At 66.6% G+C, this 22,622-nt stretch carries 19 protein-coding genes; 9 read left to right on the plus strand and 10 right to left on the minus strand.

Annotated features, from left to right (window positions below; translation table 11 throughout):
• Positions 1–122: 122 nt before the first annotated feature.
• The 7 genes from KOR34_RS19060 to KOR34_RS19090 all read right to left on the minus strand — a co-directional run bounded on the left by KOR34_RS19060 (position 123) and on the right by KOR34_RS19090 (position 8,175).
• On the minus strand, positions 123–455 hold the full coding sequence (locus tag KOR34_RS19060) for a hypothetical protein (protein ID WP_146567135.1): 333 nt from the start codon (positions 453–455) through the stop codon (positions 123–125).
• Positions 445–1,056, minus strand: a complete 612-nt coding sequence (locus KOR34_RS19065; RefSeq protein ID WP_146567137.1) for a hypothetical protein — start codon at positions 1,054–1,056, stop codon at positions 445–447. The genes KOR34_RS19060 and KOR34_RS19065 overlap by 11 nt, the downstream gene beginning before the upstream one ends.
• A gap of 151 nt (positions 1,057–1,207) precedes the next feature.
• The gene (locus KOR34_RS19070; protein WP_197531589.1) at positions 1,208–2,242 is read right to left on the minus strand and encodes a TolB family protein; all 1,035 of its coding nucleotides are present in this window, start codon (positions 2,240–2,242) and stop codon (positions 1,208–1,210) included.
• A 243-nt stretch (positions 2,243–2,485) separates the two neighbouring features.
• Positions 2,486–3,475: a family 43 glycosylhydrolase gene (locus tag KOR34_RS19075; protein ID WP_146567140.1), complete on the minus strand. Its 990-nt coding sequence runs from the start codon at positions 3,473–3,475 to the stop codon at positions 2,486–2,488.
• A gap of 158 nt (positions 3,476–3,633) precedes the next feature.
• Complete coding sequence (locus tag KOR34_RS19080; protein ID WP_228714698.1) at positions 3,634–4,110, minus strand: transposase; 477 nt, start codon at positions 4,108–4,110, stop codon at positions 3,634–3,636.
• Positions 4,111–4,755: 645 nt separating this feature from the next.
• Entirely contained in the window at positions 4,756–7,329 is a 2,574-nt protein-coding gene (locus tag KOR34_RS19085) for an ATP-dependent Clp protease ATP-binding subunit (protein WP_146567142.1), read from the minus strand.
• 213 nt (positions 7,330–7,542) lie between these two features.
• Positions 7,543–8,175, minus strand: coding sequence for a hypothetical protein (locus KOR34_RS19090; protein WP_146567144.1), 633 nt, complete (start codon positions 8,173–8,175; stop codon positions 7,543–7,545).
• Positions 8,176–8,470: 295 nt separating this feature from the next.
• Between KOR34_RS19090 and KOR34_RS19095 the strand changes: the two genes are divergently transcribed.
• Positions 8,471–8,767 (plus strand): hypothetical protein, encoded by a 297-nt coding sequence (locus KOR34_RS19095; RefSeq protein ID WP_146567146.1) that lies wholly within the window; start codon positions 8,471–8,473, stop codon positions 8,765–8,767.
• 21 nt (positions 8,768–8,788) lie between these two features.
• A complete protein-coding gene (locus tag KOR34_RS19100) occupies positions 8,789–9,832 on the plus strand; it encodes a thiamine phosphate synthase (protein WP_228714699.1) in 1,044 nt (347 codons plus the stop codon).
• 141 nt (positions 9,833–9,973) lie between these two features.
• On the opposite strand, the gene KOR34_RS19105 is transcribed toward KOR34_RS19100, so the two are convergent.
• Entirely contained in the window at positions 9,974–10,402 is a 429-nt protein-coding gene (locus tag KOR34_RS19105; protein WP_146567149.1) for a hypothetical protein, read from the minus strand.
• Between the two features lie 689 nt (positions 10,403–11,091).
• Between KOR34_RS19105 and KOR34_RS19110 the strand changes: the two genes are divergently transcribed.
• From KOR34_RS19110 to KOR34_RS19125, 4 genes are all read left to right on the plus strand, one after another.
• Complete coding sequence (locus KOR34_RS19110) at positions 11,092–12,174, plus strand: mannose-1-phosphate guanylyltransferase (protein ID WP_146567151.1); 1,083 nt, start codon at positions 11,092–11,094, stop codon at positions 12,172–12,174.
• Between the two features lie 11 nt (positions 12,175–12,185).
• Positions 12,186–12,695 (plus strand): Holliday junction resolvase RuvX, encoded by a 510-nt coding sequence (ruvX, locus tag KOR34_RS19115; protein ID WP_146567153.1) that lies wholly within the window; start codon positions 12,186–12,188, stop codon positions 12,693–12,695.
• 72 nt (positions 12,696–12,767) lie between these two features.
• Positions 12,768–13,364 (plus strand): hypothetical protein, encoded by a 597-nt coding sequence (locus tag KOR34_RS19120; protein WP_146567155.1) that lies wholly within the window; start codon positions 12,768–12,770, stop codon positions 13,362–13,364.
• Positions 13,365–13,521: 157 nt separating this feature from the next.
• Positions 13,522–14,985, plus strand: coding sequence for an alpha-L-fucosidase (locus KOR34_RS19125; protein ID WP_146567157.1), 1,464 nt, complete (start codon positions 13,522–13,524; stop codon positions 14,983–14,985).
• Between the two features lie 7 nt (positions 14,986–14,992).
• Here the strand turns inward: KOR34_RS19125 and KOR34_RS19130 are convergent, their stop codons facing one another.
• Together KOR34_RS19130 and KOR34_RS19135 are read right to left on the minus strand one after the other, a co-directional pair.
• A complete protein-coding gene (locus KOR34_RS19130) occupies positions 14,993–17,683 on the minus strand; it encodes a hypothetical protein (RefSeq protein WP_146567159.1) in 2,691 nt (896 codons plus the stop codon).
• Positions 17,684–17,823: 140 nt separating this feature from the next.
• The gene (locus KOR34_RS19135; RefSeq protein ID WP_146567161.1) at positions 17,824–19,107 is read right to left on the minus strand and encodes a pectate lyase family protein; all 1,284 of its coding nucleotides are present in this window, start codon (positions 19,105–19,107) and stop codon (positions 17,824–17,826) included.
• A 368-nt stretch (positions 19,108–19,475) separates the two neighbouring features.
• Here KOR34_RS19135 and KOR34_RS19140 point away from each other — a divergent pair, with 368 nt between their 5' ends.
• The 3 genes from KOR34_RS19140 (at position 19,476) to KOR34_RS19150 (ending at position 22,602) form a co-directional block, all read left to right on the plus strand.
• Positions 19,476–19,901, plus strand: a complete 426-nt coding sequence (locus tag KOR34_RS19140; protein ID WP_146567163.1) for a hypothetical protein — start codon at positions 19,476–19,478, stop codon at positions 19,899–19,901.
• 187 nt (positions 19,902–20,088) lie between these two features.
• Positions 20,089–21,699, plus strand: coding sequence for an N-acyl-D-amino-acid deacylase family protein (locus KOR34_RS19145; protein ID WP_146567164.1), 1,611 nt, complete (start codon positions 20,089–20,091; stop codon positions 21,697–21,699).
• 48 nt (positions 21,700–21,747) lie between these two features.
• Positions 21,748–22,602, plus strand: coding sequence for a peptidoglycan-binding protein (locus KOR34_RS19150; protein WP_146567166.1), 855 nt, complete (start codon positions 21,748–21,750; stop codon positions 22,600–22,602).
• Positions 22,603–22,622: the final 20 nt, after the last annotated feature.

The raw sequence follows: 22,622 nt of genomic DNA on the forward strand, positions 1-22,622 counted from the left end.
AAGCATCGACTTTAACGGTTGCGGGGCTTGAGGGAAGCTTAACGCCCGCCCGGCGCCAGCATTGCCAGCGTGGTCGGGCCCCGCATCGGGTCTCCTGCATCCTCTATAGCAGCCCCGGGCCGCTAGCCGAATAGCGTGATGAACCACGCCCAGGCGATGGCCACGTACAGCAGCACCCGCACCGTGCGTCCGTTGGTCAGGAAGCGGAGCACGCGGCGGAACACCTCGGGGTGCTCGCGCCACGCCCACAGCAGGTCGGGCACCACCAGCCAGGCGGTGAGCGCCAGCAGGATGATGAGCCAGCCCGCCTTGGTCACCAGCGAGACCAGCGGCGCAGCCAGCAGCACGCCCAGCACAAACACCACCGCGACGATAATCATCCCCCGCGACGACCGCCACCACGGGCGGGGAGGTTCGGCCGCGGTGTCGCCGGTGGGTTTTGCGTCAGTGCTCATCGCGCCGCTCCCCAAGGCGATCGGCGATCAAGGTCAGCGTGTACAGCACACCGGCGTTCAAGGTGATCAGCGCTGGGGTCGACATCGCGCTCAGCGTCCCAAACCAAAAACCGGCAAACCCGCCGCCGTACATCCGCATTCCCCCCTGCGCAAGCTGGGCGAAGATCGCAACCACCACGCCCATCGCGCAGACCACGCCCACCAGCATCAGCGCCAGCGCAAACCGGCGGAGGCCGGTCAGCATCAGCCTGGTCCCGTAGTCGCGCGGCGGCGGCCCGGGCCGCCGCGCGGCCGCTTGGAACTCGTTGTGCGGCTCGCTCATCACGGGCGTCACTTCCGATCGGAACCCCGGCGGCGGGGTGTAGCCGAGCGGCGGCCGCTCCACCAAGAACACCGGCCCCACCCACCAGCAGAAGAACACGCTGAACACCATCAGCCAGGTGGCGTTCATCGACAGCCCGCCCAACTCGCGGACCCAGGCCAGCACAAACAGCACCACGAACAGCGTGATGATGTTCCACCGCCACCACGGCCGCCGCTCGCGTTTGGCGGGCGGCGGGGCCTCGGGGGCGTCATCGTCAAACGGGCTGGCGTCGGGCATGTCGGGCGGGTCTACCGGGCGGAGAGGCTCAGCCCCGATTATACCGCCTGGCGGCCCGGCGGTCGCTCCGGGCGGCGCGGCCGATGCACTGCCAAGCATGGATGCGCCGGCGTAAGGCGTGAAACAGCGGTCGCCGCGAATAATGGGTGGATCATGGCTTCCAGGTGAAGCGAGCGTAGCGAGTATTTGGAGGGACGATGTCCAGTTCCTTCCATCCTTGCTCTGTTTCGAGCATAACCTTCGGGCCCCCCTTGCTTGGATCTGGAAAAGAACGAGTCACAAACCCATCGGGAGACCATGTTGGGTCATCACCACGGCCAGCTCTTCGTTTGTTCCTCCCGTCGCTACCGACAACCCAGACGTGCCAGGACTCTGAGATCAACTCATCTCTCTGGGGGTTCTGCTCTCCAGTGAATCGGCTCAGGTGGACCATCTCAACCCCTTCCCAGTGGGCAATCCATTTGCCGTCGGGAGACCAGGCGGGAACCTTTTGCTCGATGGGCGCATTGATCGCCTCGCTATAGGCAGTCACGACCGGCGAGATTGGTTTAGCTTGACTCCCATCTAGGTTGCTCACCCAAATCCTGAAGCCGCCACTCCGATTCGAGACGAATGCCACCTTGCTCCCGTTAGGAGAGACTACGGGCATCGAGTTGCTGAAGGCCATCTGCTCTGGATCACTAAAGAGTCGCCTGGATTCCAGCGTCTCCGTGTTCATGATCCGCAACTGGCTATTCCTGGTAGGGTCCTCCCCTCCTTCCGTGAACATCCAGACGATGTGCTTAGAGTCGGGCGCCCATGAAGGCAGGAGATTATTCCCCGCTTCCGTGAGCAGTCTAGACTCCTGCCCTTGAGGATCAGTCAGCCAGAGACCCATCCCCTTCTCATGTTGCTGAACGTAGACGACTTTCTCGCCGTCTGGAGACCAGGCTGGATGGATGCAATCAAGTGAGCCGTCCGTGAGCTGGCGTTTTGCCGTACTATCCTCCTGCATGGAATAGAGTTGCAGCGTGTTACTTGAGTCGGCATGGCTGACAATGAGCTCACGCAAGTCCGGTTTCAACTCGAGCCCAGCAATCGCATCCTGCGCCGCCAACCGAGAATTGCATTGGAAACAAACAAAGCCGGCCACGATTGCCGCCTTGAGACAGACCGGCGGGTAGAATTGCCGCCCCCGTTCAGGCATGCTCTTCCGTGGTCTCATACTGCTCATCTGCCCTGCACTTGACTGAGTCTTCGCGGCCGACAATGAGGTAGCCCCACACCACCCCCGCTAGCCGGATCGGTTTAAACTCCGCCGTTCGCGTGCACTTCGTCCTGCCCATCGATCACGTACTCAGTCACCGGTGCGAGGACGCCTTCGTTCTCCACCCAGAATGCAAGCGCGGCTTACGACCGAACCTTGACCGGCGGCGCCCACCGCAAGCCGCTACTCAAGCGGCCCGGCCAAGGGTGCGATCCCGGATTCGGTGGGCCGGACACGCTCGATCCAGCCGTCACGATCGAAGCTGAGAAAGTCGAAGCAAATCTGTCGACGCATTGGGTCTGGGTCGTACGGGCGACGATGGCGGTGGTAGGCGATAAAGTCCTGCCCATGGATTGAGAACACGCAGTGGTGCCCCGGCCCCCAGACGCTAAGCTGCTCGTCGGTTGAGAGGATCGGACTGTTCCGGCCTTCCTTGGTGAAACTCCCCAGCGGACTGTCGCCAACGGCGTAGCGCACCTGGTACGACTTGTCGATTGTCTTGCCTTCTGAGTACATCAGGTAGTACTTGCCGTTCCTCTTCACCATGTGCGGCCCCTCGAAGTAGTTCGGTGGGGTGATGTTCTTAGCGGCGCCCCGAAATGTGTGCATGTCGGGCTCGAGCTCAACGGCCATGCACTGCCCGTTTTCCCAGTTGTGCCCCGATCCCCAGTACAGGTAGACGCGTCCGTCGGTGTCGATGAACGGCGAGGCGTCGATGGTGTGCACGGCGCTGCCCCGCTGGCTGTGGACAATCGGACCGCGGTCCTTCCTTACGTTCTCCCACGGGCCCAAGGGGTGCGCCGCCACGCCGCAGTAGATCTCCGACCCAACGGACACATACAAGTAGAATCGACCATCGGGTCCTCGAATGACCTCGGGCGCCCAGACTCGGTTGCCGTTCTTCGACTCGCTGATGCAGGCGTCGTAGGTGGGCCAATTGAGGGTGTGTGACCGCCACGACTTCAAGTCGGTCGTTGAGAAGCAAGCCAGGTCGTCGCCACCCCACGGGTCCTTCGTCGCCATCAGGTACAGCGTGCCCTCGTGAATCAAAACCGTTGGATCGCCGAAGTAGCCATCAACAACCGGGTTCTCTCCCAAGGCCGGCACGCCCGTCGCCTGCACGAGCGATCCGGCAAGCAAGACGTAGAGCAGCAGTTCAAGTCGTCCAAACATCAGGTCAGGCTCCTTCGCTCGTGCAATCGGATGATACGAGTATACTGAGTTTCGCCTGGCGAATGGGGCAGGCGTAGAACGCCCCAGCCAACATGCGCATCATAGCCCGACGCGTAAGCGAGGGAGCCTCACCCCACGCGAGCCGAGCCGCTTCCGCCTCATCCGCAGCCGCCCCGCCTACCCTGCCCTTCGGCCACGTACTGGACCGCCGCGTCGAGGTCATCCTCCGCCCAGAGCCAACGGGTGCTCCCGCGTTCCGCCCACCAGTTCTTACGATCGGCGACGAACTGCAGCTTCAGGCGACGCGTGGCCCACGCCTTCAGATCGGCGCGGATCTTTTTCGGGGGCGTTCCCGGCGCCGAAACGACTGCGTGAAGGTGATTGGTTCGACAGTTGGCCGCATGAAGACGCCAGCGCCGATGCAAGCAGGTTTCGGCGACTTGGTCTTCGACGGCCTTCCTCTGCTGGTGGCTCAACCAACAGGCGTCCTCAGTCATTCTGGCGGCTGATTCGAGCTCGAGCGCCGGTTGGGCCGGCCGCCAGCCGTGCCGGTGCTCGACCCATCCCCGGGAATCGCCTGGTAACCACGTTCCGTAAGTTACCCAGGTGAAGAAGAATCCGATGGGGTCGTCCATCATGGCGGTGCTCGCAGCGGGAAGCGGCGTGGTGGGGGCTTCGCGGACGCGTTGGGGAGGAAGTCGTTGCTGTATATCCCTCGCTTACGCGTCGGGTTTCGATTGGGGGTGTTAGTCTGTTAGCGCGGTGTTGGTCCGTGGCTCGGGGGTTCTGCCCGAAGTCGTTTTGTCCAAAAACACACGCGGAGGGGACAAAACTCGGGGCGCAATGCGGCCCTGTTGTTGCGCAAGTCCATTGAAAAGCGGCCTTTGCTTCCATCCCCTCCTGAGGGGCCGCGGGGGTTTTGTCCAATTCTGGGCGCGCAGATCGGACACGCTTACCAGCGATCTGCCGGCGGCGACACGCGCGCAGCAGCAACCGCCCGACCGGCGGCGGGCCGGCGGTGCGTGTGTGGACGTGCGATCACCCCTCATTGGACCGCGCCGGGTGGCCGGTTTCTACGACAATCCGTTGGGGATGCCAGAGAACCGGTGGATTAACAGAAGGGAACGAGGAGAACGAAGCGACGGGCGGGGCCCCTTCGTTTTCTTCATTCCCATTGGCTCCAACAAGACGCGGCGGCCTCGCGGCTCTGCCAACAAAAAAACGCCGGGGCGATTGCTCGCCCCGGCGTTTGGATTGCCGTTGTCGCGGGAGGTTCTGGCCTACTCGTCGGACGAGTCGTCCGACTCGCCGCCGGCGGCGGCGCCGACCGGCTCGGCCTCTTCCTCGCGGTTGAGGGTCTCGCCCTCGAAGACCAGCTGCTTCTTGTCGCCGACCTTCTTGACCTCGACCTTGATGTTGTCCTTGCCGACGAACTCGCCCTTGAGCAGCTCCTCGGAGAGCGGGTCCTCGATGAACGACTCGATCGCCCGACGCAGCGGACGCGCGCCGTAGTCGGTGTTCGAGCCCTTCTTGATGAGGAACTCCTTGGCCTCGTCGGTGAGCTGCAGCGCGAGCCCCTTCTCCTCCAGGCGGCTGCGGACCTTGGCCAGCTCCAGGTCGACGACCTCCTTGAGGTCCTCGCCGGTCAGGTGGCGGAAGACGATGACGTCGTTCACGCGGTTGATGAACTCGGGGCGGAAGACCTTCTCGATCTCGTCCATCACGCGGGCCTTCATGCCGTCGTAGCTGGCGTCGTCGTCGGGCTTCTGGAAGCCGAACGCGGACTCGTTCTTGATGGCCTCGGCGCCGGCGTTGGTCGTCATGATGACGATCGTGTTCCGGAAGTCGACGCTGCGTCCGAACGAGTCGGTCAGGCGGCCCTCCTCCATCAGCTGCAGCAGCATGTTGAAGACCTCGGGGTGGGCCTTCTCGATCTCGTCCAGCAGCACGACCGCGTACGGGCGGCGGCGGATCTGCTCGGTGAGCTGGCCGCCCTCCTCGTAGCCGACGTACCCGGGGGGCGCGCCGATCAGGCGGCTGACGTTGTGCTTCTCCATGTACTCGGACATGTCGATCTGGATGAGGGCCTCCTCATCGCCGAACATGAACTCAGCCAGCGCCTTGGCCAGCAGCGTCTTGCCGACGCCGGTCGGGCCGGCGAACACGAACGTGCCGGTGGGCCGCTTGGGGTCCTGCAGGCCGGAGCGGCTGCGCCGCACCGCCTTGGCGATGGCGTGGATGGCCTCGTGCTGGCTGATGACCTTCTTGTGCAGCTCGTCCTCCATCTGCATGAGCCGCAGGCTGTCCTCGGTGCTCATGCGGGTGAGCGGGATGCCGGTCATCTTGCTGACCACCTCGGCGATGACGTCCTCGTCGACGACGCCGCCGTTCTCGCGCGACTTCTCGCGCCACTCCTTGGTGATCTGCGTCTTCTTCTTCTTGAGCTTGTCGGCCTGGTCACGCAGCGCGGCGGCCTTCTCGAAGTCCTGGCTGGCGACCGCCTCTTCCTTGTCGCGGTTGAGCTGCTCGACCTCCTCGTCCAGCTCCTTCAGGTTTGGCGGCTTGCTCATCGACTTCAGCCGCACGCGGGCGCCGGCCTCGTCGATGACGTCGATCGCCTTGTCCGGCAGGCAGCGGCCGGTGATGTAGCGGTCCGACAGGTCGACCGCGGCCTCGACCGCGTCGTCAGTGATCTGCACCCGGTGGTGCTCCTCGTACCGGTCGCGGAGCCCGCGGAGGATCTCCTTGGTGTCGTCGGCGGTGGTCGGCTCGACCATCACCTCCTGGAACCGGCGGGCGAGCGCCGAGTCCTTCTCGATGTACTTGCGGTACTCGTCGAGCGTGGTGGCGCCGATGCACTGGATCTCGCCGCGGGCGAGGGCCGGCTTCAGCACGTTGGACGCGTCGATCGCGCCCTCGGCGCCGCCGGCGCCGACCAGCGTGTGCAGCTCGTCGATGAACAGGATGGTGTTCTTGGCCCGGCGCACCTCGTTCATGACCGCCTTGATGCGCTCCTCGAACTGGCCGCGGTACTTGGTGCCGGCGACCATCATCGCCAGGTCGAGCACCACGATGCGGCGCTCCAGCAGCAGCTCGGGCACGTTGCCGTCGACCACGCGCTGGGCGAAGCCCTCGACGATGGCCGTCTTGCCGACGCCCGCCTCGCCGAGCAGCACCGGGTTGTTCTTGGTGCGGCGGCAGAGCACCTGGATGGCCCGCTCGATCTCCTTCTCGCGGCCGATCACCGGGTCCAGCTTCTTCTGCTTGGCCAGCTCGGTCAGGTCGCGGCCGAAGCTGTCGAGCGCCGGGGTGCGGCTGTTGCGTTTCTTGCCGCCGCCGCCCTCGCGGCCCTCCTCCTCGCCCTCTTCGCCGGGCGAACCGCCGCGTCCGCCGCGCTCGCTCTCGCCGCCCTCGATGCCGTGGCCGAGCAGGTTGAGCACCTCCTCGCGGACCTCGTCGAGCTTCAGGCCGAGGTTCATCAGCACCTGCGCCGCCACGCCCTCCTGCTCACGCAGCAGGCCCAGCAGGATGTGCTCGGTGCCGACGTAGTTGTGGTTGAGGTTGCGGGCCTCTTCCATCGAGTACTCGATGACCTTCTTCGCCCGCGGGGTCTGGGGCAGCTTGCCCATGGTGACCATGTCGGGGCCGCTCTGGACCAGCTTCTCGACTTCCAGGCGGATCTTGCGTAGGTCGACGTCCAGGTTCTTCAGCACGTTGGCCGCGACGCCGCTGCCTTCCTTGATGAGGCCGAGCAGCACGTGCTCGGTGCCGATGTATTCGTGATTGAAACGCTGGGCCTCTTGGTTGGCCAGCTGCATCACCTTGCGGGCGCGATCGGTGAAGCGTTCGTACATTGCGTCTCTCCGTTGTGTCCGGTGCTCGTAAGCCGCGCCCGGCTGCCGCCGGGTTTGGCGGCCCCGCAGTGGTTTCCCACGGGGCTGGGGATGAGCGGCGCTGCAGGCGGCGCCGCGGGCGTGGCTGGGGTTTTGTGTGGCTTTCTAATTGCTATACGGAATTCTAGGCGGCTGGGGGCGATAGAGCCATCCGACCTCGCCAATCTGGGGGATTTATGCAGCCGGTCGCGGGGCCTCTTCGTGTTGTGCCGCCTCGGACGCTGATTCCAGACGGGCCACTTCTCGCCCGATCTCGAACCGCCACCGGTCGGCTTCTTCCTTCGTGCTCAATCGTCTTAACCGTCGCAACGCGTCGGCGTTCCGCCCCATCCGCCGGTGGACATCCGCCAGCAGCAATTGGGCGTCGGCGTCCTGCGCGTCCCGCTTCAGCTGGGTCCGCAGCACGCGCTCAGCGTCTGACCATTCGGCGCGCAGGTAGTGCCGCTGCGCGAGCTGCAGCAGCGCGTCCGAACGCCGGTTTTCCGACAGCTCGGACAGGCCCGCATCCGGGTCGGCCGCGAACTGCTGGCGGGTCTCACGCTGGAGGGCGAGCCGACGCAGTTCGCCGCGGGTCTCAACGAGCGCGGCGATCCACAGCACGGCCACCGAAACCCCGCACGCCGCCTGGACTTGCGGCGCAAGCCACTGGGGCCAAACGACGGTCGTCAGTATCAGGACATTCAGCAGCACCGTAAAGGCTACGGCCAGCGCGAGGCCGGCCAGCGACCCGCTAATCCACAGGTGCGGCAGCCCGGGCCACAGGTAGGCCAACCAGTGAGCACGGCGTCTGCGCGGCGGCTTACTCATCGACCGGGGCTCCTGTGTCCGAAGAGGTCCGTTGCAATCCGGGGGCCAAACCGGCCGCGGCGCGGTTGCGTCCCGCCGGTTGGCGCCGACAAGCCTTGGCATTGCAACGAGTTAGGTACAATAGCATAGCGCATCAATTCCGTTGGCCGCGGCCCTGAGCGGCCGCTGAGAATCTGCGCGGTTTGGCAGGTTCGCGCCTTTTCCCTGCCAACCCATCGGAAGATAACGGAGGGAGTCGATCGGGGCGAGATCGCTTCCTCCGCCCGCCAGAACCCAAACCCCGTATCCCCCCTGGATGACCCCTCGAACCGCCAGCTTCATCGTCCGCTCCTGCTTTGTCGTGCTGAGCGTCATGGTGCTGGGCATCGCGGTGAGCCAGTGGTTGGGCCTGTCGCTCCGGCAGTCGCTGCTGATCTCGCTGCCGCTCGCGTTCTTCACCAGCAGCGTGATCACGATGTGGGCGATGGCGCTCGCCGGCGCGCGGGGCAACAAGACCGGGCAGCTGATGATCATGCTCGGCATCGAGCTGCTGCTGGTCCCGCTGGCGTCGGCGGCGGCGATCGCGGCGTACTTCATCGAACGTCAGCAGTAAATCGAGAGAGCGAGAGAAAAGTTGGACGCGGCAACGGCACGGATCCTGGACGCCTCGCTGAACCGCGCCGCCGAGGGGCTGCGGGTGGTGGAGGACTACACGCGGTTTGTGCTCGGCGACGCGCACCTGTCGGGCCTCGCGAAAGGGCTGCGGCACGACCTGTCGCAGCTCGGGCAAACCCACCTGCCGGGCGAACGCCGCCACGCCGCCCGCGACACCCCGGGCGATGTCGGCACGCGCATCGACACCGAGTCCGAGCGCCGCCGCGGGTCGGCGTGGGAAGTCTGCGCCGCCAGCCTGAAGCGGGTGGAGCAGTCGCTCCGCAGCATCGAGGAGTACGGCAAGCTGGTCGACCCGCGGCTGGGCGCCGAGGCCGAGCGGCTCCGCTACCAGGCCTACACGCTGGAGAAAGCGATCGACACGGGCCGCGTGTGCAGCCAGCGGCTGGCCGGCGTGCGGCTGTGCGTGCTGATCGATGGCCAATCGGACGAGGACGGCTTCCTCGGCCTTGCGCGGTCGCTGGTCGACGCGGGCGTGGGGATGCTGCAGCTGCGTGACAAGTCGCTCGCCGACCGCGACCTCGCCCGGCACGCCAGGGCGCTCGTGGAGCTGACCCGCGGGTCTGGGACGCTGGCCATCATCAACGACCGGGCGGACATCGCCGCCGCCAGCGGCGCCGACGGCGTGCACCTGGGGCTGGACGACCTGTCGGTCTACGACGCCAGGCGGTCGGTCGGGCTGGACGCGCTGGTCGGCGTGTCGACCCACAACCTGGACGACGCGCGGCGGGCGGTGCGGGACGGGGCCAGCTACCTGGGCGCGGGGCCGACGTTCGTCTCGCGGACCAAGCGGTTCGACGAGTTCGCGGGGCTCGACTACCTCCGCGCCGTCTCGGCCGAGGTGAGCCTGCCCACGTTCGCCATTGGCGGCGTCGACGCCGAGAACCTGCCGCAGGTGCTAGACGCCGGCGCCACGCGCATCGCGGTCGCCTCGGCGGTGACCGCGGCAGCGGACCCAGGGGCGGCTGCGCGGGAGCTGATCGCTGGGCTCGCAGCTGGGAACTGACCTAACGGATTGGAGAGCGGGCTAGCAGTTCTAGGGACGTGCGGTTCCGCGACTACCGATAGTGGGCAGGGCGATGAAGCCGACGCGGCTAACGCCGCTTAGCCGTTAACACACCATCCGGAGCGAGGAACCGGTGGCGAGTCACCACCATTTTGGGTAGTTGCGAAGCTGACGATACATATGCTCGATCTCAAGTGTGTAGGTGTTCATCGTGAACCGCAGTTTGCCCAGTTTGGTCGTGTCGGTGGCCGTGAAAATGTAACTGACGTTATCGCCATCAAGCGAAACTTCAAGTACGGGGTGATCGCTCATGTTCTTCAATGATGCGAATCCGTACGTCGAGTTCAACAGAGTTCCGAGCTGCGTTTCAAAAGCACGTAGTGATTGATTGAGAAACCAACACTTGCGGATTGCGAAGCGATGCTGCTGGAACGGCATGTTCCACACGAAAGAAATGTCAAATGCCACGGATTCGGGTGTATCTGCGGCGTCAACCGGATCGAGTTGGAGTTCTGCCTGATCGTCTTGGATTAGCGTCAGAGTCGAAGTACTTGTAGGTTCCTGGGGCATAGACAGCCGCCTGACTTTACTCTTGTGGACTCGAGTCGGCATCGGCAAACGCTTGTGGTTTCAACACAAGAGGATTGTATCACACAGACGCTTCGGACCCGTCTCACGTGTCTTTAGCGTCTCTGCCCTCCACGCCTCCCAGACCGCCCTTCAATCGGTTCAATCTCCGCCCAAATGCAGATCTTGACTAGAAACCGCCACAGACAGCCCGCTTGGCTACTTTCGGCGCTCCGCCCCAGCCCGGACCGATGCCCCGCAATCGTCACGGCTATTATGAAACCTGCACAGGCGTGAAACTCTTGCGCACCGGTGTGGCAGCGACTTTCGTTCGCGTGACGGCTGGCCAGCAGGATGGCTCCTTCGAACGGCAGTTGGTGTGCACAGCACAAGAGGCGCCCCGGCGCCGACGTACGCTTGCGACTCGATCGCCTAGTGTCGCAAGCGACGCCGACTGTCGCCCGATCGAACTCTGTCGGCTGACGAACCTTCTCGCGGGCGAAAGTCGCTGCCGCACGGTTTTGCTACGCCGGGAGTTGAACTACTCGAACAGGAGAAAGCAGAGGAGACAGGCCGCATCGCTGCTCTGCCCTCTCTGCTGCCGCCCGCTGTACTGATGCTCTCCACCGTTCCCTGCTATCCTACATCTCCTTCACCAACCTCAGGCCACCAACCACCAACTACCTCTCCCAATGCTCCACGCGATCATCATGGCCGGCGGCTCCGGCACCCGCTTCTGGCCCGCCAGCCGCTCCGCCACCCCCAAGCAGATGCTCCGCCTGGTCGGCGACGAGACCATGATCCGCCAGACCAGCAGCCGCTTCGGCGCCCTCATCCCGCCGGAGCGGCGGATGGTGGTCACCAACCGCCGGCTGGTGGACGGCGTGCGGGAGCAGCTGCCGGATCTGCCCGCCGGCGCGGTGGTGGGCGAGCCCTGCAAGCGTGACACCGCGCCGTGCATCGGCCTGGCGGCGCTGCTGGTGACCCGCGTGGCCAACGACCCCGACGCCACGATGCTGGTCTGCCCCGCGGACCACGTGATCCCCGATGACGACGCGTTCCAAGACGCGGTGAAGCAGGCCGAGTCGCTGATCAACGAGAGCCCCGGGCGGATCGTCACGTTCGGCATCAAGCCGTCTTACCCGGCGGAGATCTTCGGCTACATCCAGCGGAGCGAGCGGCTGCCGGACAGCGGCGCGCCGGCCTTCAAGGTCGCCCGGTTTGTCGAGAAGCCCGACGCCAAGACCGCGGCCGAGTATGTGAACACCGGCGACTTCTACTGGAACAGCGGCATCTTCGTGTGGCGGGCGTCGACCATCCTCGACGCGCTCCGCGAGCGGCAGCCGGCCATGCTGGAGCACCTGGAGCTGATCGTCGACGCGTGGAACACCCCGGACCGCGACGCCGTGTTCGACCAGGAGTTCACCGCCATCGAGGGGATCAGCATCGACTACGCAGTGATGGAGCACGCGACCGACGTCGCCGTGATCGAGGCGCCCTTCGAGTGGGACGACCTCGGCGGCTGGCAGTCGCTCACCCGCCGGCTGGGCGCCGACGAGAGCGGCAACACCATCGTCGGCAAGCACCTGGGTTTCAACACCGAGGGGTCGATCGTCCGCAGCTCGGACGACCACCTGGTGGTCACGCTCGGGCTGAAGGACTGCATCGTGGTGCACACGCCCGACGCCACGCTCGTGGCCAGCAAGCACGACGAGGAGAGCATCCGCAAGGTGGTGAAAGAGCTCGAGTCACGCGGCTGGGCGGAGCACCTATGAGCAATGGGGAAATGGGAAAGGCGAAAGGGGAGGATAGCGGAGCTGACGCTCCCCTTTCGCCTTCCCCCTTTCCCCTTTCGAAACGCGTCGCGGGCATCGACTACGGCACGGTGCGGATCGGCATCGCCATCGGCGACCTGGAGGTCCGCATGGCGTCGCCGTACGAGAACTACACCCGCCGCAGCGATCGGCTCGACGCGCAGTATTTCAAGCAGCTCGCCCAAGAAGAGCGACTAGCGAGATGGGTCGTCGGCCTGCCCGTTCACCTCAGCGGCGAGGAGAGTCAGAAGAGCCACGAGGCCCGCCAGTTTGGCAAGTGGCTGACCGAGCTGACCGGCGTGCCGGTCGACTACTTCGACGAGCGGTACACCTCGGCCCACGCGGAGGAAATCCTGCAGGCGGCCAACCTGACCAAGAAGAAACGCAAGGCCCGCCTCGACGCGCTGGCCGCACAGATCATGCTGACCGCGTACCTGGAGTCCGGCGCGCAGGGCAACGACGACCCTGGGTCGATCGGCTAGCGGGGACCAAGATCGCGTCCTTGCCGACGAATCATTTCCCTTTCCGCCTCGCCAACGCCTTCCAACGCCCGCATGAAACCGACCTACCTTCTTGTCCCGATTGCCATCGCGTGGCTGGGCTGCCTGCTCGCCGGCTGGTGGAACAAGGCAAACGTGAGCCTCGCCACGACCGGCGATCAGCTTACCGCCTCCCCCGACTGGACCGCCTGGTCGCCGGGGATCGCACTGGGCGTTCTGACAGCGGCGGCAGGGGCCGTGCTGCTATTCGGCGGGGTCGCCCGTGGCAAAGCGCGTCGACCGGCGTGGATGCTCCTCGCCATCGGCCTGCTGTGGTCCGCCGCGGCCGCGGTGACCGGGCCGTTTGAAGCGAGCACCGCCAGCAACCAGCAGATCGCCTTCGGAGAGGGTGTGCTGGGCCAGGGCTACACCAGGCGTGTGCCGCTGGCAGACGTGGAGCGGGTCGAGATCTACGAGACCCGACGACGACGACGACGCGGCACCGGCAAGGGCCGGCGGCTGGTCACGATGGTCGAGTTCCACCGCGTCGGGGGCGAGGTGGAGTATGTAGGAATGTCCGGTCCGGTCCGCACCGAACTGCTGCGACACGTATTGCCGCTGCTTACCGAACGAGGCGTGGCGGTGAACGACCGCCGCGCCCCGCCCGAGTGAGCCTCCTGAGCGGATTGAATTCTGCGGGGAGCAACAGCCTTGGTCGCGTGCGTAAGGGCCAAACTTGTGATCGGCGGTGCGAGGGTCAACAATGGCGGGGCGAGCCGCCAAGCGGGCTCGCCCATCGCATCCCAGCGCCCTCACGTTAGGCCCAATCATGAGACCGTCGCTCCTGCTGGTCGGCTCGCTGCTCCTTTCAGCCACCGTTTCTCAGGCGACCGAGCCGCCCCGACCCTACGGCGCCACGCCGACCGAACGGCAGCTCCGCTGGCACGGGCTGGAGACTTACGGCTTCGTCCACTTCACTGTCAACACGTTCACCGACCGCGAGTGGGGCTACGGCGACGAGTCGCCCGACACCTTCAACCCCACCGACTTCGACGCCGACCAGATTGTCCAGACCGCCAAGCGGGCGGGGCTCCGGGGTCTGATCCTCACCGCCAAGCACCACGACGGCTTCTGCCTGTGGCCGAGCGAGCACGCCACCCACAGCGTGAAGCAGAGCAAGTGGCGGGGCGGCGAGGGCGATGTGGTGCGTGAAATCTCCGACGCGTGCCGGCGGCACGGGCTGGAGTTTGGCGTGTACCTCTCGCCGTGGGACCGCAACCACCCCGACTACGGCAGGCCCGAGTACCTGACCTACTACCGCAACCAGCTCCGCGAGCTGCTAACCGGCTACGGCCCGATCTTCGAGGTCTGGTTCGACGGCGCCAACGGCGGCGACGGCTACTACGGCGGCGCACGCGAGCGACGCTCGATCGACAACCGCACCTACTACGACTGGGAGAACACCCAGAGCATCGTCCGCGAGCTGCAGCCCGACGCCTGCATGTTCAGCGACGCCGGCCCCGACATCCGCTGGGTGGGCAACGAGCGCGGCGCCGCCGGCGACCCCTGCTGGCACACCGTCAGCGGCGACGGCGTTTGGCCGGGCCACGCCGACACGAAGGTGCTCAACCAGGGCGAGCGCGGCGGCGAGCACTGGCGGCCCGCCGAGGTGGACGTGTCGATCCGCCCGGGCTGGTTCTACCACGCCAGCGAGGACGACCGGGTGAAGCGGCCCGCCGACCTGATGAAGATCTACTTCGAGTCGGTCGGGCGCGGCGCCAACCTGCTGCTCAACCTCTGCCCGGACCGGCGGGGCCAGATCCCCGAGCGGGATGTGCAGTCGCTTGCCGCCTGGAAGAACCGGCTCGACCAGACCTTCGCTACCGACCTGGCCCACGGCGCCAGGGCCACAACCAGCAACACCCGCGGCGACGACCCGCGGTTCGCCCCCGGCAACGTGCTCGACGCCAGCCGCAACACGTATTGGTCGACCGACGACCCGGTCACCTCCGCCGAGCTCGTGCTCGAATTAGCGGCCCCGGTGACCTTCAATGTCGTGCGGGTGCGCGAGCACCTGCCGCTGGGCCAACGCGTTGATGCCCTGGAGGTCGACGCGTGGGTCGACGGCGCGTGGCAGACGGTCGGCAGGGCGACCAGCATCGGCGCCCAGCTACTGCTGCAGACGCCCGACACCACAACCAGCCGCGTGCGGATCCGCATCACCGACGCCGCCGCGTGCCCGGCGATCTCAGAGGTGGGGCTGTTCCGCATGCCTGACGAGGCGGCGCCGTAGCGGGCGGCTACAGCGGGCCTCGCACCAAGCGACCGACAGCCCGCCGGCGTGGCGCCGCGAGCACGGCCGCGATCGTCAGCAGCGCCGACGCGGGCTCCGGGACCGGCGCCGAAGAAGCCAGCGAGCGGCCGTAGTTGTTCCGCCAGACGTAGAGGTCGCCGTCGTCGATGCGGCCGCTGAAGTTGTGGTCGGCGCCCTCGCCAAACCCGACAATCTGTCCCAGCGAGTCCCGCCACACGGTGTAGTCGGCCGCGTCCACCACAGCGTCGCCGTTGAAGTCGCCCGGCAGGCCTTCGAACAGCGTGACCGTGACCATCGCGCCGGCCGGGATGTAGTGGCCGCCGTTGTTCTGATTCGGGTCCAACAGGAACTCGACCGGCGAACCGTCCGCGAGCGTGCCCGACAGGGTGACGTCCCGCGCGTCGATCTCGACGCGCTCGCCGGGCGTGAGGCCTTCGATGGGCGCCCCGTCCAATGCAAAGCCGCTGCCGATCAGGTTCAGCTGCGCCCCGTTGTAGAAGTTGAGCCCGTCGCCGATGGCGCCGCCGGACATTGTGAACGGCACGTTGTACCAGAACAACACGTTGCCCGCGATCTCGCCGCCGGTTTGATTGACCGGTCCATTCGCCGCGACGTAGCCCTCCTCGATCCGCCCGCCGGCGATGTCAACGGGGAAGCCTTCGACCGTCCTCAAGCCGCTGCCGATCACCCCATCCAGCAGGTTCAGCTCGGCCCTGATGAGCGCCCCCTCCCCGATCGACTGTCCGTTGAGTGTGATGCGGCCGAACTGCATGTTGAGGTCGTCGCCGAACGAGCTGCCACTGACATGGATGTCGCCGACCAGGCTCGTGTTCTCGCCGAAGGTTGAGTCGGTGATCTCACCGCTCCCCGGCTGACTGGAAACCGTGATCGCGGTGTTTGGCCCGATGGTCACGTTGGCCAGACGGGCCCGCTGAGTGTGTGCGATGAGGTTGCCAGGCGATTCGACGCTAACAAGAGACAGCTCGCCCCCTTGCGGCGCCCTGAACCAGCGACCAAGGCGGGAGTTGGCGATCCACACATCGGATGCTCTCGCCTCGAACTGCTCGCCAACGTCAGCGTCCTCAATCAAGACGGTCGATTCCCTGATTAACGCGCCCGCTCCCAGGCTTCCGCCCCGCATCTCGATTGACGAATCGGTCGCGAAGAGCCCACTGCCGATGCTCTGCCCGTGCAGCGCGATCTCCACGCCCGACACATCCGCGTTCATGCCCAGTGAGCTGTCGGTGATTGTTACTGTCGCCCCGGGTTCGACTCGGAGTTGATCGCCGATCTCTGCGTTCTGGATGCTGACGACGCTGCCCGCGTTCGCCCGGAACCGGTCACCGAATCGTCCGCCCGTGATGGTGGCGGCGCCGCCGTGATCGACCAGGAAGCCCTCATCGAACTCACCGCCGGTTACCGAGAGCGTTGCGCCGTCCCACACGAGTGTATCGGGTCCAATGACGCCGCCCGAGACCTCGACGGCGGAGCCCTCCGTAATGCTGAGGCCTCGCGTTACCGAACCTCCGCTGATGTCGACCGCTCCGCCTCGGATGCTGATCGAACCGGTCGACCCACCAGACATGCGTAGGCTCTGGCCCGGGCCAACCCCTAAGAGTTGGGCCTCGCCTCCCGACATCGTGATCGCCCCGGGACCTGCAAACTCGACCGGGGATGCGACCGCCCCGCCACGGATGTCAACTGTTGTGGACCGGCAGCACTCGTTCGTGCGTTGAAACTCGAGTGAGTTGACCACGGCGTTGCCGTCCACCTCGATCGACGCCCCTGCGAAGTAACGTAGACTGACCACCCGAGCGGCGCCCGTCGCCGCCAGGTAGCCGTCGCGCCAGACCCAGATGAGCGGCACCGTTCCACCGGACAGGTTGGCCCGGCCGCCGGAGAAGACGTCGTTGCTGGGGGAGAGATGGCCGTCGGACATGTTGAGCGTGGCGCCGTGAAACAGCTCGACCGCGCCGGCCGTGACGCCGCCGGTCATGTTGATCGTCGCGCCGACCGCCTCGAGGTTGCGGCCGACCTGGCCGCCCGGCTGGATGTGGACCGTGCTGCCCCAGCCCGCGTTGAAGTTGTCGCCCACGACGGCGCCGTCGTCGACCACGAGCGTCTGCCCCGCGCGGATGCCGGCCGGGACCAGGTCGGTCGAGGCCGTGATCAGCGTCGGCCCGATCGCCGGGAGTTCGGTGGGCACGAACGTAAAGTCGGCGTTCAGCCGCGATGGGTTCTCCTGGCGAGAGAATGCGAACGGGACGCCGTCAGCCAGCGTCCCGCTGAGCAGGCCCTGGTCCGGGATCACCACCGGCGCCCCGTCCGGCGTGGGGACCGGCACGCCGTCGACGCGGAAGTCGCCGCCGTACAGGGCGACCGAGCTGCCCTGATTCGCGATCAGCCCATCGGCGAACGCCCCGCCACGGAAGTTCGCCACACTGCCAGGGTCCAGCACCAGCAGGCCCTGCGTGGCGCCGCCGTCGATGTTCAGCAGGCTCCCCTCGCCCGCGGTGAAACCATCCGCCAGCACGCCGCCGTCGCCAAGGTTCAGGATCGTATCGGCGCCGATGGCGCCCGGATCGGCGTCCGGAGGCACGTTGATCACGGTCTGCGCAACACTCGCCGCGAGACCACTCACGCACCACGCGGCAATGACGAGCGCCAACCGTTGCATCGGTACCGTTGAGAAGGAGAAGAGGCCGAACCCGCGGCGGAACCGCCCTGACTCGGCATCCCACCATTGTAGCAGCAGCGGGGGTCCCCGGGCACACTCGCGGAGAGCCCCTGGCGCGTGGCTCACGCGGCGCCCCCGTTCTACGCGGCAGCCGCCACGGGCAATCGAACCGGGCGACGCGTCCAGCGGATCGCGGCCGCCGCGAGCAGCAGCATCAGCAGCAGCGCCGCCGCTGGCTCGGGCGCCGCCGTGGGGGCGAATGGGAAAGTCGCCGGCTCCCGCGTCTGGCCGAAGTTAGCGCGCCAGGTCTGGTACTGGGCGTCGCCGATAGGGCCGAGGTGCGGGTCGTTGGGCAGCGCTCCGGCCTGGGCGCCCAGGCTGTCCCGCCACACGGTGTAGTCGGCGGCGTCGACCTGGCCGTCGTCGTTGTAGTCGCCGAAGAGCGGCAGCACGCCGATGGCCGCCTGCGGGCCGGCGTTGGCCATCACGTAGTCGCGGAGGCTGCGGGTGTCGGTCAGGGTGTAGTCGTAGAATTCGCGGGGGTCGAACGCGTCGCCGGTCGGCGTGTCGGCGTTGGGCGAGTTGGTCAGCACGTCGCCCCGCGCGACGAGTTCGGCGTCGCCGTCGATGTTGTACGGGCGGTTCACGTTGTCGAAGATATTGTTCTCCGACACCACCACCGCGTTGTTCCGCGGGTTGAGGCCGTAGCTCGTGACGTCCTCCATCAGGTTGTTGTAGAAGTGCCCGATAACATTGTCGAACGACGGGTTCCGCTGGTGGGTGTCGTGGATCCAGGTGTGGTGGATCGTGACGTGCTGGTCGGACTCATCCGTCCAGCCAACGCCCAGCGCTTTGTTGTGCTCGCTGAGGATGCTGTTGGAGATCGTCACGTAGTCCAGCCCGCCCTGGCGGAGGTCGATCAGCCCGTCGCCCATGCGGGTGAGGTGCACGTGGTCGATCCAGACGTGGTGGCTGTTGTCGACCTGGATGCCGTCGAAGTCCTGCGTCTTGCCGTCCCAGTCGCCCTCGACGAAGCTGTCGCGGATCGTGAGGTTGCGGATCACGACGTTCGACTCGTTGATCACCCGGAGGCCGCCGTAGACCAACTCGGCGTCGTCGCCCAGGCCCAGCACCGTCTTGTTGGAGCCGACGGTCAGCTCCTTGCCGAACTCGCTGATCTCAATGCTGCCGCGGATGGCGACCGTGCGGGGCGTGTCGCCCGCCAGGTAGTGCTCGAGCGCGGCCTGGTTGTCGACCACCACCACCGGACCATCGCCGCCGCCGTTGGTCCCGGCGCGGCCCAACGCGGCCACCGACGCGAAGCCCGACGCCTGGTAGGTGACGCCGGCGGCCGGCTGAGCGGCGAGCAACGCCGCGATGAGTGATAGGCGCGCAACCCCGCCTGTTGCCATCTGGTGCTTCATAGATCTCGTTAGGTGCTCTGTTCCACCTCTGACGGCCAGAAACGGCTCGCCTGCCCCGTCTGGTTCCAGCGTAGCAAGCTGGTTCAAAGACGGTCAAACTCAGCGCCGCCTCAGGCGACTCCGATGACGCAAAACAAGCATCCGTCGACGCAAACAGCCCCAGGCGCCGCCGCTGCCTGCGTTCGACAGCACGCGAGTGCGATTCTCTGTGGGCGGATCAGCGGAGTCTGATTTGAGGCAGCGGCGTGCGTCCATGCCCGTGATGATGGGAATGCCTCGCCGTGACGCGACCGTCGCGCCTGAACCGGCGCCCCCAAAACGATGTCATGCTGACGGGGAGACCAGTCAACCACAGGCGCCCACCAATAATGCTCACCTACCTGCGACGACTGATCACGCTCGACATATGGGTGGGAACACCTCGCAGCCAGCCATTGAAAGAGCACGCGACGCCAGAGTCCCTCTTCACCGTGTTAGTCGACTCCAAACAGGTACGCTGCGTGCTTCCAGATGGTCGCGAACAAGCGATCCGGTGGGAAGACCTGGCCGAAGTTGAAATCCAAACCAATGATTCAGGTCCCTTCGGCATGGATGTTTGGTGGGTGCTTGTACCGGACGGCGGAGCCAGTCCATGCTCAATCCCACAAGGCGCCAGCGGGGATGCGCCCTTGCTGGACAAGCTTTTCCAGCTGCCTGGGTTTGACTACGAGGCATTTTCAGACGCCATGGGCTGCACCGACAACCGGCAATTCCTGTGCTGGAGAAGAAAGGACGCCACACGGCCGACACGGTAGGCGATCGTGAACGCCCCCTGAAACCGATGCTCCACCACTTCACGCATCGCCGCTGCGGCGGATGCAGCCCTTCACGATTCAGCGCAGCATCGTAACGCCCTAGCGCAATCGGACCCTTCACCCGGCCGGTTCCGCTATCCTGGATCACTTCCAGGCGATGCAACCCATAGCAAGTGGAGTCGTTCGGATGACCATCCGTTGTCTCACCCTCGCGGTCCTGCTGTCGCTGACCGCCGCCCCTAGCCACGCCGCGTCGGTCGACGCCGACCTGCTGCTGTCGGGCGGCACGGTCTACGACGGGGCCGGCGGGCCCGGACGCGTCGGCAATGTCGCGGTCCGCGATGGCCAGATCGCCGCGGTGGGCGAGTTCGAGGTCGGCGAAGTGGGCCAGACGGTCGACTGCACCGGGCTGATCGTGGCGCCCGGCTTCATCGACCTGCACAACCACAGCGACCAGACCATCGAATCCGAGAGCGACGCCGGCCGCGTCCCCCGGATCCTGGCGGACCGGACCCGCGAGTCGGTCTGCTACCTGACGCAGGGCTGCACGACCATCGTCACCGGAAACTGCGGCGGCGGGAAGCGGGACGTCGAGGCCTACTACGGCCAACTCGATGAGACCCCGTCGGGCGTGAACGTCGCGCACCTCGTGCCGCAGGGTTCGGTGCGTCGCAAGGTGATCGGGACTAAACGCCGCCCGCCCGAGGGGGATGAGCTGCAGCGGATGCAGGCGCTCGTGCGTGAGGGGATGCAGGCGGGCGCGTGGGGCATGAGCACCGGCCTGCAGTACGTACCGTCGGCCTACGCCGAGGCGGAGGAGATCGCCGCGCTGGCCGAGGTCGTGGCCGACTACAACGGCATCTACGCCAGCCACATCCGCGACGAGGGCGACGAGCTGGTCGAGTCCGTCGAGGAGGCGGTCCGGATCGGCCGCCTGTCCGGCGCGGCGGTGCACGTGTCGCACTTCAAGGCCAGCAAGCGCCGCAACTGGGGCAAGGTCCGCGCCGCCGCCGCGGTCCTGCAGCGGGCGCGGGAGGAAGGGCTGACAGTCACCGCCGACCAGTACCCGTACGCGGCCAGCAGCACGTCGGTCGCGGCGATGCTGCTGCCGGACGAGGAGCGCGAGGGGAGCCGCTCCGACCTCACCGCGCGGCTCAACGACCCCGAACAGCTCGCCCGCCTGCGGCCCATCATGGCCGACCTGCTCGAGGCCCGCGGCGGCATCATGGTGGCCGAGTGCCCCAGCCTGCCGCGGTACGTCGGCCGCATGATCCGCGACATCGCCAAGGACGAGGGCCGCGAGCCGGTCGATGTGGCGATCGACGTGGTCCGCTCCGGCGACGAGGCGGGCGTGAGCTTCAGCATGGACGAGCGCGACGTCCGCTGGGTGATGACGCTGCCGTGGGTCGCCACTGCGTCGGACGGCAGCGTGAAGGTGCCCGACGGGACCAAGCCCCACCCCCGCAGCTTCGGCACGTTCTCCCGCCGGATCGGGCGGTACGCGATCGAGGAAGAGGTGATCCCGCTGGAACTGGCGATCCGCAGCTCCAGCGGCCTGCCGGCCGACATCCTTGGCATGACCGACCGCGGCTACCTCCGCGCCGGGCAGGCGGCGGACATCGTGGTGCTGGACGCCGCGTCGTTCCGCGACCACGCCACATTCGAGGCGCCCACCGAGCCCTCCACCGGCGTGCGGTGGCTGCTGGTGAACGGGCGGCTCGCCATCGCCGACGGCGCCGTCCAGGACGTCACGGCAGGCCGGCCGCTCCGCAAACTTCCGAAGCCCAAGGCGGGCTGAATCAACCGCGCCGACACCGCCGCTCCACGCAAGTCACTAGACCTCACGATGAATCAGCTGCTACTCACCGCTATCGCCGCCGCCTGCTGCGGGCTTCCCGGCATTGCCCCCGCGCAGCACGAGCTTCCCTTGTCAGCGGCGGTCGGGGCGCCACCGGCGCCCAATCGCCCGGCGGACGTGTCCGCGGTGAAGGACCGGCTGCGGTCGCTGGGTTACGTGTGGGTCCCCACCGGCGATCAGATGGACACGCTCACCATCCACACGATCCGGCTGTTCCAGTCGATCGTGCAGAACCGCGAGACCGTCGGCGGCGACGGGGCCGACGGCGTGGTCAACGTGAACGGCCCCACCCACGCCTGGCTGCAGCACGCCGACTCGCCCAAGTGGAGACTCATGCCGGCCCGCGGCGAGGGGTTCGAGAACTACGAGCTCGTCGAGCAGGTCCAGGACGACCACGACCACGGAGTCCACTGGCTGGCCGAGACGCTCATCGGCGCCGGCGCCCACTACCAGACCAACTACCGCGCCGCCCACCCGCGGGCGGCGCCGATCGTGGTGAACGACGCCAGCCGCGACGTCGGCCGCGACACGCCGGACCACCTGGGGCACGAGACCGGATCGATGGTCGACCTGCGGCTCCCGAGGACCGACGGCCGCGCCGGGGGGATTACGGTCGACTCGCCGGAGTACGACCGCGCCGCCGCCCGCGCGATGCTGGTCGCGCTGCACCAGCAGCCGCTGTTCGAACGCGCGCGGCTGAACGACCGCGTGCTCGCCGCCGAGACGGTCACCGTCGCGGGCCAGCGGCGGCCGCTCTGCATCCCCGACCGGCAGGGCCGCGTGCACGACAACCACATCCACGTCGATATTAAGCCGCCCCGCGGCCCGGCGCCGAATGAATGACGCCCTCCGACGGACCAGCG

It is taken from the genome of Posidoniimonas corsicana, assembly GCF_007859765.1.
GTDB classification, from domain to species: domain Bacteria; phylum Planctomycetota; class Planctomycetia; order Pirellulales; family Lacipirellulaceae; genus Posidoniimonas; species Posidoniimonas corsicana.